The organism is Leptolyngbya sp. O-77 (genome assembly GCF_001548395.1).
GTDB lineage: Bacteria > Cyanobacteriota > Cyanobacteriia > Elainellales > Elainellaceae > Thermoleptolyngbya.
Window position 1 is genome coordinate 4677364 of the sequence record NZ_AP017367.1, and the last position, 18234, is coordinate 4695597.

Here is an 18234-nt window from a genome sequence, read left to right on the forward strand (position 1 = left end):
ATGCCTCTTAATCGCCTCTTAATGAGGCTGTTTGATGATTCTATCGAGTGGCCATGCCAAATTACATCCTTGTCCAGAGTGAATCCGGCCGCGGGATGGGAGGGAAGGGGGAAGAGGGAAGAGGGAAGAACGAAGAGGGAAGAGGGAAGAGGGAAGAGGGAAGAACGAAGAGGGAAGAGGGAAGAGGGAGAATCGGATTACCACTCTGCTAGGGCGATCGCCACTTCTTGCCGGGTTTGTTCTGAAACTTGATGGTTGTTGGACAGTGCTGCGAGCTGCTGCCGTCCTTGGTCGGGGTGAAGCTGTTTGAGGGCGGCGATCGCATGGAGCTTTACCCCTAAATCTGGATCAGTCGCTAGTTGCACCAGGGCATCCAGCGCGTCGAGATCGCCCAAGTTACCCAATTGGAGGGCGATCGCCTGCTTCACGCTGGCCAGTTGCACAGTGGGTCGCTGCGTGTGCAGCAATTCTACTAGATAGCGGGCGACCTGCCAGCGCAGTTCCGGGGCTTCGACCCGACCCATCGCCTGAATCGTGGCCTGTAGCAGCGCGGCCGACGCAGGTTCCTCGCTCCACTGGAGCGCCAGCCGATGCAGACTGTGTAGGGCAGCGGGGGTGCCGATCCAGCCCAGCGCTTGCACCAGCGCCATTCGCTGCGGATGGGTCGTGTGGGGTGAGTGGGCGACGCGATAGAGGGCAGCCACAGCAGGATTAGTGCCCAGGCGACCAAGGGCGATCGCTGCCTGCTGTCCCACGCCAGCGTTAGCATCCAGCAGCAGCGGATGAATCAAGCTCACCAGGTCATAGTCGGGCAGCAGGTCAGCGCGAAAGCCCAGTTCTGTCACTGCCACCTGGCGCACCGCCGCAGAGGAATCGCTTAGGGATGTGATTAACAGGTCAGGAATATGGCGATCGCGGGCGCTACCAATAGCCGATAGTGCAGCAGCTCGCACCTGCGGGTCAGGATCGCGCAACAATTGCATCAGCGGCTGAATCACGCCGGGTTCTCGAATTTGAGCGAGGGTTTGTACGGCCAGCAGGCGCGTGTGCGGAGCCTGGAGCAGTTGGACAAGGGGAGCGATCGCCATTTTGCCAAAGCCTGCGATCGCCGTTGCGGCCATCTGCCGAAGGTCTTCGGTGCAGGATGTTTTCAGCAGGTCAATCAGCGCTGCAGCACCGCAGGTCGGCGAAAACTCACCTAGAATCCGGGCTGCAAACCAGCGCGTGTCAGGATCTGCGTCTTCGTCTTGCAGCAGGGAAACCAGCGGGTTGAGCAGCAGTTGCTCAACAGACTCTGACGTTTCAGCAGCCAGGGCTTCTAGCCGAGGAAACAGCTTGGCCACGTCCCAGCGATCCTGAAAATCGCCCTCGCCCAGCACGGCGATCGCCCACTGACTCAGCGTTTCTAGTTCCGTCAGATCGGGACGGATGCCGTGGGTCTGCAACTGTTCTTCCAGATGCCCCAAGCCTTGCTGTACCCGCTGCACTACCTGTTCCCAATCAGCAGGAATCGCCCCATCCTCCGCCTGCTGAAGCAACGGGGAGCTTTGCTGTTGGGCAGATAAAATACGCGGATTGCTGACCATACTTGTCTGTGCCGCCAGATAGAAAAATGCGGTCAATGTCTTGACTGCTCTTGGATTCTAGCCAGAAGCGCCAGGTTTTGTTGAGCCGGAATCAGACCCACTATGCAAGTTGTGCATTATTGCAATTCGTAAATTTCATATGACGAAAATTTTTGTAACAGAAGCTACGAATTTTCAAAATCAATGCTCTTAACGTGTCAATCATGCGAGGAGATGCAGGCTTGAATCGTTCGGCATTGGTCAAGCCTTCTGTAGACCCAAGTTTTAGTTAGCGCGGTTTCTTATCCCAAACGTTGAATCAAAAACGCGGGTCTACCCGCAGAATCGCTCGCAGTTTCTTCCATCCAAGGTCTCTTGCCATGACCAGTACCGTTCCAGCAGAAACCAGTCTGAATAAGTTCGAGAAGCTCAAGTCCGAGAAAGACGGTCTGGCGGTCAAGTCTGAACTAGAGGACTTTGCCCGTCTGGGCTGGGAAGCGATGAATGAGACCGACCGCGACCATCGCCTCAAGTGGATGGGCGTGTTTTTTCGCCCCGTCACGCCGGGTAAGTTCATGCTGCGGATGCGGATGCCCAATGGCATTCTCACCAGCGGACAGATGCGGGTGCTGGCGGAGGTCGTCGAGCGCTATGGCGAAGACGGCAACGCCGACATTACCACGCGCCAAAACCTCCAGCTTCGCGGCATTCGGCTGGAAGATATTCCCGATATCTTTCGGCGGTTTGAGCAGGCGGGGCTGACCAGCATCCAGTCTGGTATGGATAACGTCCGCAACATCACGGGTTCGCCTGTGGCGGGCATCGATGCCGACGAGCTAATTGATACTCGCGGGCTGGTGCGAAAGGTGCAAGACATGATCACCAACAACGGCGAGGGCAACCCGTCGTTTACCAATCTGCCGCGCAAGTTCAATATTGCGATCGCCGGATGCCGCGACAACTCGGTACACGCCGAGATCAACGACATCGCCTTTGTGCCTGCTTACAAAGACGGCAAGCTCGGCTTCAACGTGCTGGTCGGCGGGTTCTTTTCAGCGAAACGCTGCGAAGCCGCCGTGCCGCTCAATGCCTGGGTCGATCCGCGAGACGTGGTGGCGCTGTGCGAAGCCATCCTCATTGTCTATCGCGATCACGGGCTGCGGGCCAATCGCCAAAAAGCCCGCCTGATGTGGCTGATTGACGAGTGGGGCATGGATAAGTTTCGCGCAGAGGTAGAAAAGCAGTTGGGATATCCCCTGCAAACTGCTGCACCCAAGGACGAAATCCTCTGGGACAAGCGCGACCACATCGGCATTCACGCCCAAAAGCAGCCAGGGCTAAACTATGTGGGGTTGCATGTGCCTGTGGGTCGGCTCTATGCGCCCGATATGTTTGACCTGGCGCGGATTGCTGAGGTCTATGGCAGCGGCGAAATCCGCCTGACCGTTGAGCAAAATGTGATCATTCCTGATGTGCCCGATTCTCGCGTTGCGCCCCTACTCAAGGAGCCGCTGCTAGAGAAGTTTTCGGTCAGTCCGGGCTTGCTCGTGCGATCGCTCGTCTCCTGCACCGGGGCCCAGTTCTGCAACTTCGCCCTGATCGAAACCAAAAATCGAGCTATGGCGCTGATCAAAGAACTGGAATCCGAACTGGAAATCACGCGCCCTGTTCGTATCCACTGGACTGGCTGCCCCAACTCCTGCGGACAGCCCCAGGTGGCCGACATCGGCCTCATGGGCACCAAAGTCCGCAAAGATGGCAAGGCTGCCGAAGGCGTGGATTTGTACATGGGCGGCAAAGTTGGCAAACATGCCGAACTCGGCACCTGTGTTCAAAAAGGCATTCCCTGCGACGACCTCAAGCCCATCCTGCGGAATCTGCTGATCGAAAACTTCGGCGCACGAATGAGATAAGTTGTCAGAGATAAGTTGCCAGGTGTCAAATACCAGGCACTTAGTAACTTACCTTTACCTTGGTCTCTAACTCCGCTCCTCAAACCTGATTCCTAGCCCAGCCAGTTTCTCACCGGATCTTGACACCGGGCACAACTGGTAAGGGATTTTACATCCCAAAATTTGCCAACTGATTACCCTAGCTACAACCTGGAGAACTGAACCTATGTCTAGACTTTCTCGGCGGAAATTTATCTTCACGGCAGGCGTGACCGCAGGTGCCACAATCCTAGCGAATGGATGCAGTGGTGACTCGTCGCCCTCGGACACTGGCAGTCCTGCCGCCAACGCTCCAGCCTCGCCCGCTCCTGTGACCGCAGCCGACACACCCGAAGTGACCACGGCCAAGCTCGGCTTCATTGCGCTGACCGATTCCGCACCGCTGATCATCGCCAAAGAGAAAGGTCTGTTTGCCAAGTATGGAATGCCCGATGTGGAGGTGCTGAAGCAGGCTTCGTGGGCGGTCACCCGCGACAACCTGGAACTGGGTTCTAGCGGCGGCGGCATCGATGGAGCGCACATTCTCACGCCCATGCCTTATCTGATGTCGGCAGGCGCGATTACTAAGGGCAACCAGAAGGTGCCGATGAACATTCTGGCGCGTCTAAATTTGAATGGTCAGGGGATTTGCCTTGCTAACTCCTATAAGGATCTGAAAATCAGCACTGACAGTGCGCCGCTCAAGGAGGCCTTTGCCAAAGCCAAGTCTGAGAAGGGCGAAATCAAGGCAGCCGTGACGTTCCCCGGTGGTACCCACGACCTGTGGATGCGCTATTGGCTGGCGGCAGGCGGCATCGACCCTGACAAAGACATTTCGACCATTGTAGTGCCCCCGCCTCAGATGGTGGCCAACATCAAGGTCAACAATATGGAAGCCTTCTGCGTGGGTGAACCCTGGCCGTTGCAAACTGTGAACCAAAAGCTGGGTTACAACGCCCTCACCACGGGAGAACTGTGGAAAGACCACCCCGAAAAGGCGTTTGCGATGCGGGCAGAGTGGGTAGAGCAGAACCCCAAGGCGGCCAAGGCGCTGTTGATGGCTGTCCAAGAAGCGCAGATTTGGTGTGATGACCCCGCGAATAAGGAAGAGATGTGCAAGATTGTCTCTGGTCGTGAGTGGTTTAAGGTGCCCTACGAGGACATCATCGATCGCTCCAAAGGCATTTACAACATGGGGACGCGCCAGTTTGAGAGTCAGGATCTGATGCAGAAATACTGGCAAGATGCTGCATCTTATCCATTCAAGAGCCACGACCTGTGGTTCCTGACGGAAGATATCCGCTGGGGCTACCTGCCTGCCGACACCGACACCAAGGCACTGATTGATGCAGTGAACCGGGAAGATTTGTGGCGTGAGGCAGCGAAGGCGATTGGGCAAGAAGCCGCCATCCCTGCCAGCACCTCTCGCGGTGTCGAGACCTTCTTTGATGGCGTGAAGTTCGATCCGGAGAACCCCAGCGCTTACCTCAATGCTTTGAAGATCAAGAAAGTCTGATCAGGGATCAGGGTTTAGGGGTTGGGGGTTAGGTTGCCACTCAGTTTGCAGACTTTTAGGGTAACTTATCTTTTTTTACCCTATTCGGCTCCTAACCCCCAACCCCTAACCTCCAGTTCCTAATCCCCAACCCCTAACCTCTAACCCCTAATCATGACAGCCGACCTCTCTTCTCCTCGTCGCCCTGGGCGATCGCTCTCTTCTAACTTGGGCGCATGGCTTGGCAAGACCATTCGCCGTTCTATCCCAACGGCGATCGCCCTCTTTGTTCTCCTGGGCATCTGGCAACTGCTGTGTTCGGGCGAGAATACGCCGCTACCAGGGCCGATTCAGGTGGTGAAAGATACGTGGGATTTGATTATCGACCCGTTCTATCGCGGTAGCGGTACGGATCAGGGCTTGTTTTGGCAAATTGCCGCGAGTTTACAGCGGGTGGCGGTGGGATACACGCTGGCGGCGATCGCCGGAATTGCCCTCGGTATCTTGATCGGCGTGAGTTTGCTGATGTTTCAAGCGCTTGACCCCATTTTTCAGGTGTTGCGAACGGTGCCGCCGCTGGCCTGGCTGCCCATTTCCCTGGCCGCCTTCCGCGACTCTCAGCCCGCCGCCATTTTTGTGATTTTCATCACCGCTATCTGGCCCATCATCATCAATACTGCCGTCGGCGTACAAAACATTCCGCAGGACTATAACAACGTCGCCCGCGTGCTAAAGCTGTCGCGGATGGACTACTTCCTCAAGGTGCTGCTGCCCGCCACCGTGCCTTACATTTTCACCGGACTCAAGATTGCGATCGGTCTATCCTGGCTGGCGATCGTTGCTGCGGAAATGCTGACGGGCGGTGTGGGCATCGGCTTCTTTATCTGGGATGCCTACAACAGCGGTAGCAATAGCGAAGTGATCCTCGCCATCATCTACGTCGGTCTGGTGGGTCTGTTGCTGAATGCGCTGATTGGCTTTATCGCCTCCCGCGTTGTGCCCGAAGAGCAGAAGTAGGGAGTGAGGGATCAGGGTTTAGGGGTCAGGGGACAGGGGATCAGAAGTTCCCTCTCCTCATCCCCTCATCTCCCTCTCTCCTCATCTCCCCCTCTCCAACACTCCAACACTCCAACACTCCAACACCCCTCCCCAACACTCCCAAAATGCTGCCATTTGTAGAAATCGACCACGTAGATCAGGTCTTCCCGCTCCCTGGCGGTGGAGAATACATTGCACTGAAGAATATTGACCTGACGATTCGTAAGGGCGAGTTTGTCTCGCTGCTGGGCCACTCCGGCTGTGGCAAATCGACGCTGCTCAATATCATTGCAGGGCTGGCAAAACCAGCGGCGGGGGGCGTGGTGCTGGAAGGTCGTCAGGTCACCGAACCCGGCCCCGACCGCATGGTGGTGTTTCAAAACTATTCGCTGCTGCCCTGGCTCACGGTGCGCGAGAACATTGCCCTGGCGGTGAATCGCGTCATGGCGACGGCTTCCAAATCAGAGCGCAGCGCCGTTGTGGAACAGCACATCGACCTGGTGAACCTGCGCCACGCGGCCGACAAGCGGCCGGGGCAACTCTCCGGCGGCATGAAGCAGCGGGTGGCGATCGCCCGTGCCCTGGCGATTCGTCCCAAGCTGCTGCTGCTGGATGAACCCTTTGGGGCGCTGGATGCCCTCACCCGCAGCAGTTTGCAAGACCAACTAATGCAAATTGCCGAGGAGCATGAGCTGACCTGCATTATGGTGACGCATGACGTGGATGAAGCGCTGCTGCTGAGCGATCGCATCGTGATGCTCACCAATGGACCAGAATCCTACGTGGGGCAAATCATGGAGGTGCCGTTTGAGCGGCCGCGCGATCGCCTGGAAGTGGTGAACCATCCCAGCTACTACGGAATGCGGAGCGAAATTGTCTACTTCCTGAACCAGCAAAAGCAGGCGAAGAAGCGCAAAGCGGCGGTGCAGGTGGGGGCGATCGCCCGCAACGGGTTGGAAAAAGTCAACCTGGAGCTGGGCTTTGTGCCGCTGACGGACTGTGCGCCGCTGGTGGTGGCCAAAGAGCTGGGCTTTTTCGAGAAATACGGGCTGGAGCAAGTGACCCTCAGCCGCGAGCCAAGCTGGAAGGCGATCGCCGAAGGCATCACCAGCGGCGTCTCGACGCAGCAGCCCAGATGATCGCCGGGATGCCCTTGGCGCTGACCCTGGGCATGGGCGGCAAAGCGCCTGTTCCTATGACGACTGGTCTAGTTCTCAGCCGCAACGGTAACGCCATCACCCTCAGCAAGCGCTTTTTGCATGAAGGCGTGCGGACGCTGGCAGACCTGAAGGCGGCGATCGCCCGCACCCCCGACAAAGTGCCGACGCTGGCCGTGGTGCATCCCGCCTCCATGCACAACCTGATGATGCGCTACTGGCTGGCAACGGGCGGCATCGACCCCGACCAAGATGTCAACATCGTCACGATTCCGCCGCCGCAGATGGTGGCCGCCCTCAAGGGTGGCGGCATCGACGGCTTTTGCGTGGGCGAGCCGTGGAACTCTCGCGCCATTCAGGAAGGACTGGGCTATGCGATCGCCACCGACCTCGACATCTGGCCCGGCCACCTGGAAAAAGTGCTGGGCGTGCGCGAAGACTGGGCAAATCGCTATCCCAAAACCCACATCGCCCTTGTTACAGCCCTGCTCGAAGCCTGCGAATATTGCGACGATCGCCGCAACCGAGAAACCCTGGCAGAACTGCTCTCCCGCACCGAATACGTCGGCGCAAGCATCGAGCAGATCCGCCCAGGATTGGTCACCCCCTACGACCGGGGCACGGGCGACGAGCCAGAGCAAATCCTGCGGTATAACCAGTTCTTCGTCGATCGCACCAACTGCCCCTACCGCACCGAAGGGCTGTGGATCATGACGCAACTCGCCCGCTGGGGCATCACCCCCTTCCCGCGCAACTGGTTCGACATCCTCGATCGCACCCGCCGTCTGGATGTGTTCGGTGCTGCCGCCCGCGACCTGGGACTGCTCGACACCGAACCCAATCGCAGCCCGATCCATTTCGCCGACGGCAGCGTGTTCGATCCAGACGACCCCATCGGCTATCTTAACAGCCTCGCCATCAAGCGCGATGTGCAAATTGAGGAAGTCAGCGTTGATGTCGTAACCGTGTGAGGTGTAAAAAGCCAGCTCTATGCTCCATTCTCTCCTCTCTCTCAACCCCGAATCCTTAACAATGCAGACTCTCGACTCAAACCAACTCCAGCCGCAGCCTGTACCCACGACCGATGCGTTTTTGATGATCGAGAATGTCTCGAAGGTGTATCCCACCAAAGATGGCGGCACCTACACCGTGCTGGATGGCGTGAATCTGGCGGTACAGGAAGGTGAATTTGTCAGCATTATCGGCCATTCCGGCTGCGGCAAATCGACGCTAATGGATATGGTGTCGGGCTTCCGCACGCCGACTAGCGGCGAGGTGCGCCTGCGAAACCAGCGGATTACGGAACCCGGCCCCGATCGCATGGTGGTGTTTCAAAACTATTCGCTGCTGCCCTGGATGACAGCCTACGAGAACGTCTACCTGGGGCTACACGCGGCCCGGCCGGAGCTTTCCAAGAGCGAAAAGGCGGCGATCGCCCGTGAACATCTGGCGATGGTGGGGCTGACCGACGCAATGGACAAGAAACCCCGCGCCCTCTCTGGCGGCATGAAGCAGCGCGTCTCCATCGCCCGCGCCCTGGCCCTGCGCCCGGAGGTGCTGCTGCTAGACGAACCCTTCGGGGCCCTCGACCCGATCACCCGCGAGGAATTGCAAGAGGAACTGCTGAAAATCTGGACGGATCACCGCGTCACCGTGCTGATGATTACCCACGACATCGACGAGGCGCTCTTGCTGAGCGATCGCATCGTCATGATGACCAACGGCCCCGCCGCCAAGGTCGGCGAAATTCTCGACATTCCCTTCGCCCGTCCCCGCAATCGCAGCCGCGTCATGGAAGATCCGCGCTATTACGAACTGCGGAATGAAGCGCTGAACTTCCTGTATCACCGCTATGCCCATGACGACGTGGGCTGAGTTTGAGGAGAGAGTGAGAGAGTCGTGAAGGAAGAAATGCCAGTTAAAACCCTGTGCCCCTATTGCGGCGTGGGCTGTGGGCTAGAGGTCGTGCCATTGCAGGGCAAGGGGGCGTGGCAGGTGCGGGGCGATCGCACGCATCCGTCCAGCCAGGGGATGGTGTGCGTGAAGGGCGCGACGGTGGCGGAGTCGATTGGCAAGGATCGGCTGCTCTATCCGATGTGGCGCGAGTCGCTGGATCAGGACTTTCGGCAGATTAGCTGGGACGAGGCGCTGGACAAACTGTGCGATCGCATTCGCGCCGTCCTTGCCAGCCACGGCCCTGATGGCATCTGCATGTATGGCTCCGGCCAATTCGTCACGGAAGATTACTACACCGCCCAAAAGCTGATGAAGGGCTGTTTGGGAACCAATAACTTCGATGCCAACTCGCGGCTGTGCATGTCCTCGGCGGTGTCGGGCTATGGGCAGAGCTTTGGCGCAGACGGGCCACCCTGCTGCTATGAGGATTTGGAGCAAACGGACTGCGCGGTGATCGTCGGCAGCAACATGGCCGAGTGTCACCCGATCGCCTTCAATCGCCTGCGGAAGTATCACAAAAAAACGCCCCATGTCCGCCTGATTGTGGTCGATCCGCGCCGCACCCAGACCGCCGACGCTGCCGACCTGCACCTGGCCATTCGCCCCGGTACAGATATTGATTTGTTCAATGGCATTGCCTACCTGCTGATGCAGTGGGGCTATGAGCAGCCAGAATTCATTCAGCAGCATACAAACGGCTATGCCGACTATGCCGAAGTGGTGCGCCACTACCCGCCGGAGATTGTGAGCGATCGCTGCGGAATTTCTATATCCGACCTGGAAACCGCCGCCCGCTGGTGGGGCGAGTCGGGGCGAGTGCTGTCGCTGTGGTCGATGGGGCTGAACCAGTCCAGCGAAGGCACGGCCAAAGTCCGCAGCCTGATCAACCTGCACCTGCTGACGGGGCAAATCGGCAGACCCGGCGCGGGGCCGTTTTCTCTGACCGGCCAGCCCAACGCGATGGGCGGCCGCGAGGCGGGCGGATTGTCGCACCTGCTACCCGGCTATCGGTTTGTAGCCAATTCCCAGCACCGCGCCGAAGTGGAGCAAGCCTGGGGATTGCCACCCGGCCGCATTTCCGCGATGCCCGGCCGCACCGTGTGGGACATGATTCGCGGGCTGGAAGGGGGCGAAGTCGGACTCTTCTGGATTGCGGCGACGAATCCGGCCGTGAGCCTGCCCGACTTGGTGCGAGTAAAGGCGGCCCTGGGGCGATCGCCCTTCACCATCTACCAGGAAGCCTACTTTCCCACCGAAACCGCCGAATTCGCCCACCTGCTGCTGCCCGCCACCCAATGGAGCGAAAAGAGCGGCACCATGACCAACTCGGAGCGCGTGGTGACGCTGGCTAAAGCCTTTCAGCCTGCCCCCGGCGAAGCCCGCGCCGACTGGGAAATTTTCTGCGAAGTCGGCCGCCGCCTTGGGTTTGCCGCCCAGTTCCCCTTTCAAACCGCTGCCCAAGTCCATGCTGAATTTGTGAAGCTCACCCAGGGCCGCCCCTGCGACATGAGCGACATCAGCCATGCACGGCTAGAGCAGGAGGGCCCCTTGCAATGGCCGCTGTCCAGCAGTGAGAACCCTGAATCGCAGACCCAGTCCGCCAAGCGCCTCTACACCGACCTGCAATTTCACACGCCCGACGGACGGGCCCGCTTTAGCGCCGCTCACTCGCGGGGGCTGGCAGAACCCCCCGACCCCGACTTTCCGCTGGTGCTGACAACGGGGCGATTGTATGGACACTGGCACACCCAGACCCGCACTGGACGCACCGAAAAGATTACCCAGATGCACCCCAACCCCTTTATCGAAATTCACCCGCGCGATGCGGAGCCGCTGGGCATTGGGGAGGGAGACTTGGTAGAAGTGCGATCGCGCCGGGGTTGGGCCCGCTTTCCGGCAAAAGTGACAAAGGCGATCGCCCCTGGCACGGTCTTTGTGCCCATGCACTGGGGGGCACTCTGGGCAGACCATGCCGAAGCCAACGCCCTCACCCACCCCGCAGCTTGTCCCGACTCGAAACAGCCAGAGCTAAAGGCCTGTGCGGTAAAGCTGCTGCCCGTGCAAGTAGAAACGCCCGTGCGTCAGGAGTTGAGCGTGCTGGGGTAGGGGAGAGGGAAGAGGGAAGAAGGAAGAACGAAAAACGAAGAGAAGGGAAAAACGAAGAGGGAAGAAGGAAGAAGGAAGAAGGAAAACCTGTTCTTCTCTCTTCTTTTTTCTTTCTTCTCTCTTCCTTCTTCCCTAAACTGTCTTTGGCTGGCTGGATGAATAGGTGCTATGGCAAATGATCAGGTGCTGCGGCAAACTCTGGTGCGGCTAGATGGGCTGGGCTACAAGGCTTATAAAGAGATTCAGGGCAGCTATCGGTTTCCGGGCTTTACGCTGCATATTGACTTTGTGCAGGGCGACCCGTTTGCAGCTCCTAGTCGGCTGCGGGTCGTCGTGCCCCAGGCGGAGGCGGGTTTCCCGCCAGAAACATTCCACACGCGCAGCCGGGAAATCGCTCTGCGGGATTATCTGACGCGGCAGTTTGGCAAAGCAGCGGCGGCGGTGCGCGAAAAGCGGGGCAGCGGCAACAGTGGTCTGATTGCGATCGCCCCTACCAGTCAATACATCCTGGAGCGATCGGCTCTTTGGGTATCGGAGGCGGCTGTTGAAGCGCGATTTTGGGTGGGGCTGCCTGCACGGGGACGACAAATCTTGGGACGCACGGCGGCAGAACTGTTGTGCGACGACCTGCCGCTAATTGTCGGGCGATCGCTCTTTTACTCGGTTTTGAACCCGACTGAACTCCAGCAGCATTTGACCGTGGCAGAAGACACCGACTGGCTGCGCGACCAGTTGGCAGCGCGGGGGCTGGTGGCCTTTGTCCCCGATGGGGCGCTCTTGCCCAGACAGAGCGGCGTAGACGATCGCCCGCTCCAAGACTCCAGCGCCGTGCGATTTCGCTCGCCCGCGTCGCTGCGGGTGGAGTTCGATCGCCCCAACCAGGGCAAGATTTCGGGCATGGGCATTCCCAAAGGCATCACGCTCATCGTCGGCGGTGGCTACCACGGCAAATCTACCCTGCTCAGGGCGATCGCCCTCGGCATCTACACCGCCATTCCTGGCGACGGGCGCGAACATCTGGTGACCGATGCCGCCGCCGTGAAGATTCGCGCCGAAGACGGCCGCAGCATCACAGGCGTAGACATTTCGCCCTTTATCAACCACCTGCCCCAGGGCCGCTCGACGACGCGCTTTAGCACCGAAAACGCCAGCGGCAGCACCTCCCAGGCGGCCAGTATCGTCGAGGCGCTGGAGGCGGGAGCGCGAGTGCTCCTGATAGACGAAGACACCTCCGCTACAAACTTTATGATCCGCGATCGCCGGATGCAGGCCCTCATCGCCAAAGACAAGGAGCCAATCACGCCCCTGATCGACAAAATCCGCCAGCTTTACCAGGATGATGGTGTGTCTACAATTCTGGTGATGGGCGGCAGCGGCGACTATTTCGACGTGGCGGATACCGTCATTGCCATGACCGACTACCTGCCCCAGGATGTGACCCAACAGGCCAGAGCGATCGCCGCTCAGTTTGCCACTCAACGCACTGCTGAAGGGGGCAATCACTTTGGTTCACTCACCCCTCGCATTCCGCTCCCCAAACGGCTCGACTCGCCCGAAAAACGCTGGGAACAATCCTGGCACGGCGGCCGCCGGGGGGATACTCGCATGGTCGAGGGCGATCGCCCAGAACGCACCCCCAAACTGAAGGCACGGGACATCGACGAACTAGTGTTCGGTTCAGAAACGGTAGATTTGTCTGCGGTGGAGCAACTGGTAGAAGTAGGCCAGGTGCGAACTATTGGCGCGGCGATCGCCTATCTACAGCAGCACTACCTCGACGGTCGCCGCACGCTGCCCGATCTTCTGGATCAGATTGCACCCCAGCTTGCCGCCGACCAGATAGACGAACTGACGACCTATCCCCAGGGGGATCTGGTGGCGGTTCGACCTCTGGAACTTGCCGCAGCTTTTAATCGTCTGCGATCTCTGAGCTTGCGGTAAAAATAGGAAGTTTCTAAGAAAATTTTGGCTAACGAGCGCTTCTAGCGCGATTGATTGCCCGAAATCGTCTTTCGGCAGCGAAATACGCGCTGATTCATCGACCCAAAACCAGGGACATCGGCCCATTTCTCCCTACAACCCCAGCATGAAATCTATGTAATTGCCATCTTCGGAGCCGGTCGCCGTGATACCTTAGTGAAGGCGACGGTATCCTAAGCCGCAATTTTCAACAGACTCATAACGGACTCATAACGAGCGAACGCTAAACGCAAATCCTGACGGCCTGACAGGTTTGTCCTCGACAGGTTTGTCGATACGCCGAAGGAACTTGCCTACTCAATACTCACCTGAGCGTTTCCATCAGACTTTAATAAACTACAGCCTGCTCTGGAAACCAGCCTGCTCTGGGGACATCGCCCGCACTACAGGCTTCTCATAGCAAGACTTCCAAGCTATTAGACTGAATTCAACCTGGAGGAATCTTCGATACTATGTCCATTCGTCTTTATGTAGGCAATTTGCCCAAAGAGCTAGAGCGGCAAGAATTGGCTGCCCTGTTTGCGGAATTTGATGAAACCTTGACCACCAAAATCATCACCGACCGTAAAACTGGGAAATGCCGCGGCTTTGGGTTTGTCACGGTGAAAAGCGAAGAGCAGGCAGACCAGGTCATTGAAAAGTTTGATGGCTTCCTGTTTAAGGAAACCCCACTGAAAATTGAACGCGCCCAGCCTCGCGAAAAGGGCAGCGAGGAGGGAGAGGAGGCTCCTTCCACTGCCAGCAACGGCAACCGCAAGAAAAACAGCAAGGGCAAGAAGGCCACCGCAACGACGGAGCCAGAATCCGTGCAGCCCGATCCTCGCTGGGCCCAAGAGCTAGAAAAGCTAAAGGAACTGCTGTCTACCCAAACGGCAAACTCTTAGCTTGGCTGAGTGCGTGTGGCGCATAGAGTCCGATAGATTCTCGTTTCTTATATCGGTTCATTGAGCTTCAAGCTTCAAAGGGCGATCGCACTCCGGTCGTCCTTTTTGGTTGCCGTTCGCTGCGACAAACTTTAGGATGTAAGGCAAATCCACTTTTCAGGCTGTTGTTGGGGGAACGATTTCATGGCAAAGCGGCGACTGGCAAAACGACTGCGGTGGGTCATGGCGGGTATGGCGATGTCGCTGCTGGGTACTCCGGCGATCGCCTACATTGCCTCTATCAACTCAATGGAAGCGGGCGGTATCGATGCCCGTCGGGTGCAGTCCGAACCCTACAACCTCCTAGGCCGCAAAATTGCCATTGGTCAGGTCGAAATTGGTCGCCCGGCCCTGTTTGGACTCGATAAAACGGCTGCCAATAACTTCGCAGTGCGGGTACGCCAGGTGTTCTTTCGGGATGGGCTGGCCCGTCCAAACGATACGGTAGACCCCCATGCAGCAGGCGTGGCCAGCGTCATGGTGAGCAACGACAAGCTGGTGCAGGGCGTTGCGCCCGAGGCGAAGCTCTACGCAGCAGCAGCGGGCTTTGAGCGGCGCGGCGGCCAGCCGCAAGAGTGCCTCGCTTCGCAGACGGTGGCGCTGCAAAACGGCGACGATGTGCGGGCGATTAACTTCAGCTTTGGCGAGTCGCTGTCGCAAGACCCGCGCCCCAATGCCCAGCTAGACGGCAACGCCTTGCTGACGCAGTGTATTGACTGGTCGGCAAATCAGCATAACGTGCTGTACGTGATTGCAGGCAACCAGGGCGAAGGGGGCATTCCCATTCCCACCGATAATTTCAACGGCATGATCGTGTCGAACTCGATCGCCGTCAATGGCGTTTATCGAAAGGTCAGCTTTTTTGATCTGGGCAGTGAGCCGCCGCCGATCTACGGGCGATCGCGCGAGCCAGAAAGCAACGTCGGCCCGCGCCGCTCCGTTAGCTTGATGGCTCCGGGCACTAATATTCAAACCATCAACCCCGACGGAACCCTCAGCAACCCCGCCACGGGGACGAGCTTTGCTGCGCCCCATGTGACGGCGATGGTGGCGCTGTTGCAGGAATTTGGCGATCGCCAGATCCGCGAACAGCAGCCCAACTGGAGCCTGGATGCCCGTCGCCACGAGGTGATGAAAGCGGTGATGATGAACGCAGCAGACAAGATTCAGGACCAGGGCGATGGTCTGATGCTGGGCATGACGCGCACTGCCGTCAACAAGCAAAACCGCGACTGGCTCAGTTCTGATGCCTACACGGACGAAACCAAACCGCTGGATGCTGACCTGGGAACCGGGCATCTGCACGCCTATCGGTCGCTGATGCAGTTTGGCTCTGGTCAGTTTGCGCCCGATGCGCCCGTGCCGCCCATCGGCTGGGACTATCGCACCGTTGGCACCAGACGCGACGCGCCCGCCTATCGAGACTATGTGCTGGAGCGGCCGCTGGTAGCAGGCAGCCACGTCGCCATTACCCTCGCCTGGAACCGCGTGGTAGAGCTGAAGGATGCCAATCGCAACGGTCTGTATGACGTGGGCGAGAGCTTTGACGACAAGGGATTGAACAACCTGGATATTTACCTGATGCGGGCGGAGGATGAGGATTTGGGCGATCGCATTTGGTCATCCGTCAGCGCCGTAGACAGCGTAGAGCATATCTTTCACGCCGTCCCCGAAACCGGCCGCTACAAGATTCGCGTCGTGTATCGCGATCGCGCTAACACTCCGACCCAGAACTACGCCCTCGCATGGTGGACAGTTCCAGTGGAGTAGATGTTGGGGTGATGAGGTGTTGGGGTGATGAGGTGTTGGGGCAGTTCAGCAGGACTTTCTCCGCTCTGCCCGCTCATGACCTGCTTCAATCCAACTACTCAACACAGCTAATCGATAAAGTGCCAGATGCAGGGATAGCGATAGGGACGCTCCAGGTTGCTGGCGGACTGCACCATTGCAATGATCGGCATAATCACGCTGACGATGATTAGCCCGATCAGAAATGGAATGCCGATCAGCACAAACGACAGCACAAAGAAAATGATTCCCCAGATCAGCACTGTCAGGTAAAAATTGATGGCTTCTTTGGCGTTGCCCTGCACGACGGGATCTTCGGACACCAAGAGAAACACAATCGGCACCGCGACAGACACCAGCGCATAGCTAATCAACTGCGATCCGTGACAAAGGACAGAGTAAAGCTTTCGTTTTTCCAGATCAGTCATGGGTGTGAAGAGTCGAGTCAGGAGTACCATTGTCTTCACCAGATGAGCCAGCTTTTCCGGCGATCGCCCACGATTTGGGCTGGCTTGCTACGATAAAGGTTGCTTGCTGTATTTGCTTCTGAGTCTTTGCTGGCATGACCACCGACCTTCAGACTGAAATCGCCACTGCGGTTGACCAACGGCGCAACTTTGCGATCATTTCTCACCCCGACGCGGGGAAAACCACGCTGACGGAAAAACTGCTGCTGTACGGAGGCGCAATCCACGAAGCGGGTGCTGTGAAAGCCAAGCGAGCGCAGCGCCACGCCACTTCGGACTGGATGGAGATGGAGCAACAGCGGGGCATCTCCATCACCTCTACGGTGCTGCAATTTGACTACAGCGGCTACACGATCAACCTGCTGGACACGCCGGGACACCAGGACTTTAGCGAAGACACCTACCGGACGCTGGCGGCGGCAGATAACGCGGTGATGCTGGAAGACGCGGCCAAAGGTCTAGAGCCGCAAACCCGCAAGCTGTTTGAGGTGTGCCGGATGCGGGGAATTCCCATCTTCACCTTTTTCAACAAGTTGGATCGGCCCGGGCGCGACCCGCTAGAGCTGATGGACGAAATCGAGCAGGAGTTGGGCTTGCAAACCTACCCGGTGAACTGGCCCATCGGCATGGGCGATCGCTTCAAAGGCGTGTATGACCGCCGCAAAAAGCAAATCCACCTGTTTGAGCGCACGGCCCACGGCAGCCGCGAAGCCAAGGATACAGTCATCGATCTGGGCGATCCGCGCATCGAAGATCTGCTGGAGCAAGATCTGTATTACCAGTTCAAAGAAGAACTGGAACTGCTAGAAGCAGCAGGCACAGAGTTTGACCTAGCGCAGGTTCACGCGGGTAAGCTAACGCCTGTGTTTTTTGGCAGCGCCATGACAAACTTTGGCGTGGAGCTATTTCTGGAATCGTTTTTGGACTACGCGCTGAAGCCCGGTTCGCGCCGCAGCAGCCAGGGCGACATCGACCCCACCTATCCCGAATTTTCCGGGTTCGTGTTCAAGCTGCAAGCCAATATGGACCCCAAACACCGCGATCGCATCGCGTTTGTGCGCGTGTGTTCCGGCAAGTTTGAAAAAGACATGGTGGTGAGCCATGCCCGCACGGGCAAGACGGTGCGCCTGTCGCATCCGCAAAAGCTGTTTGGGCAGGGACGACAGTCCCTTGATGAGGCCTATCCCGGCGACGTAATTGGTCTGAACAACCCCGGCATGTTCGCCATTGGAGACACGATTTATAACGGCAAAAAGCTGGAATATGAGGGCATTCCGTCTTTTTCGCCGGAACTCTTTGCCTATTTGCGAAACCCCAACCCCAGCAAGTTCAAGCAGTTCCAAAAGGGCGTGAACGAGCTGCGAGAAGAGGGCGCAGTGCAGATTATGTACTCCACCGACGAGTCCAAGCGAGAGCCGATTCTCGCTGCTGTGGGGCAACTCCAGTTTGAAGTGGTGCAGTTCCGCCTGCGGAATGAATACAACGTGGAAAGTCTGCTCGATCCGCTGCCCTACAGTGTGGCTCGCTGGGTGGGCGGCGGCTGGGAGGCACTGGAAAAGGCAGGTCGCTTATTCAACACGGTAACCGTAAAAGATAGCTGGGGCCGCCCGGTGCTGCTGTTCAAAAACGAGTGGAACTGTCAGCAGGTGGAGGCAGAGCATCCCGCACTCGACCTGCGGGCGATCGCCCCGATCGCATCGGGTCAGGAACCCGCAGCGGTGTAATTCTAGCCTTATAGCAGTGCGATCGCGTGTCATTTCCGTATTTTCTGGGAAGCCTAGAGGCAAGCTGCATTTTTCCAAGTTGCACTTTTCTCTGGGCCGGTTTG

11 protein-coding genes and 1 pseudogene are annotated in these 18234 nt (G+C 58.1%); 10 read left to right on the top strand and 2 right to left on the bottom strand.

The genetic code is table 11. The features are described 5' to 3' along the window. Window positions 1–197: 197 nt before the first annotated feature. Window positions 198–1622, bottom strand: a complete 1425-nt coding sequence (locus O77CONTIG1_RS19710; protein WP_156435496.1) for a HEAT repeat domain-containing protein — start codon at window positions 1620–1622, stop codon at window positions 198–200. 323 nt (window positions 1623–1945) lie between these two features. On the opposite strand from O77CONTIG1_RS19710, the gene O77CONTIG1_RS19715 reads away from it, so the two are divergent. From O77CONTIG1_RS19715 to O77CONTIG1_RS19755, 9 genes and pseudogenes are all read left to right on the top strand, one after another. Then, window positions 1946–3478 (top strand): ferredoxin--nitrite reductase, encoded by a 1533-nt coding sequence (locus tag O77CONTIG1_RS19715; RefSeq protein ID WP_068514198.1) that lies wholly within the window; start codon window positions 1946–1948, stop codon window positions 3476–3478. A gap of 205 nt (window positions 3479–3683) precedes the next feature. Beyond that, window positions 3684–5012: a CmpA/NrtA family ABC transporter substrate-binding protein gene (locus O77CONTIG1_RS19720; protein ID WP_068514201.1), complete on the top strand. Its 1329-nt coding sequence runs from the start codon at window positions 3684–3686 to the stop codon at window positions 5010–5012. A 153-nt stretch (window positions 5013–5165) separates the two neighbouring features. Continuing rightward, window positions 5166–6008, top strand: coding sequence for a nitrate ABC transporter permease (gene ntrB, locus O77CONTIG1_RS19725; RefSeq protein WP_084782864.1), 843 nt, complete (start codon window positions 5166–5168; stop codon window positions 6006–6008). 146 nt (window positions 6009–6154) lie between these two features. Beyond that, a pseudogene (locus O77CONTIG1_RS19730) lies at window positions 6155–8157 on the top strand (nitrate ABC transporter ATP-binding protein). A 61-nt stretch (window positions 8158–8218) separates the two neighbouring features. Further along, a complete protein-coding gene (locus O77CONTIG1_RS19735; protein ID WP_068514206.1) occupies window positions 8219–9061 on the top strand; it encodes an ABC transporter ATP-binding protein in 843 nt (280 codons plus the stop codon). A 36-nt stretch (window positions 9062–9097) separates the two neighbouring features. Beyond that, a complete protein-coding gene (locus tag O77CONTIG1_RS19740) occupies window positions 9098–11248 on the top strand; it encodes a molybdopterin oxidoreductase family protein (RefSeq protein ID WP_068516847.1) in 2151 nt (716 codons plus the stop codon). A gap of 168 nt (window positions 11249–11416) precedes the next feature. Next, window positions 11417–13189 carry an ABC-ATPase domain-containing protein gene (locus O77CONTIG1_RS19745; protein ID WP_068514209.1) on the top strand — a complete coding sequence of 591 codons (1773 nt, stop codon included), beginning with the start codon at window positions 11417–11419 and terminating at the stop codon, window positions 13187–13189. A 491-nt stretch (window positions 13190–13680) separates the two neighbouring features. Further along, complete coding sequence (locus O77CONTIG1_RS19750; RefSeq protein WP_068514212.1) at window positions 13681–14112, top strand: RNA recognition motif domain-containing protein; 432 nt, start codon at window positions 13681–13683, stop codon at window positions 14110–14112. Window positions 14113–14295: 183 nt separating this feature from the next. Next, a complete protein-coding gene (locus O77CONTIG1_RS19755; protein WP_172799730.1) occupies window positions 14296–15921 on the top strand; it encodes a S8 family serine peptidase in 1626 nt (541 codons plus the stop codon). Window positions 15922–16028: 107 nt separating this feature from the next. Here O77CONTIG1_RS19755 and O77CONTIG1_RS19760 read toward each other — a convergent pair whose 3' ends face one another. Next, window positions 16029–16397: a DUF4870 domain-containing protein gene (locus O77CONTIG1_RS19760; protein WP_197673248.1), complete on the bottom strand. Its 369-nt coding sequence runs from the start codon at window positions 16395–16397 to the stop codon at window positions 16029–16031. Between the two features lie 104 nt (window positions 16398–16501). Between O77CONTIG1_RS19760 and prfC the strand changes: the two genes are divergently transcribed. Further along, entirely contained in the window at window positions 16502–18130 is a 1629-nt protein-coding gene (gene prfC / locus O77CONTIG1_RS19765) for a peptide chain release factor 3 (protein ID WP_068514218.1), read from the top strand. Window positions 18131–18234: the final 104 nt, after the last annotated feature.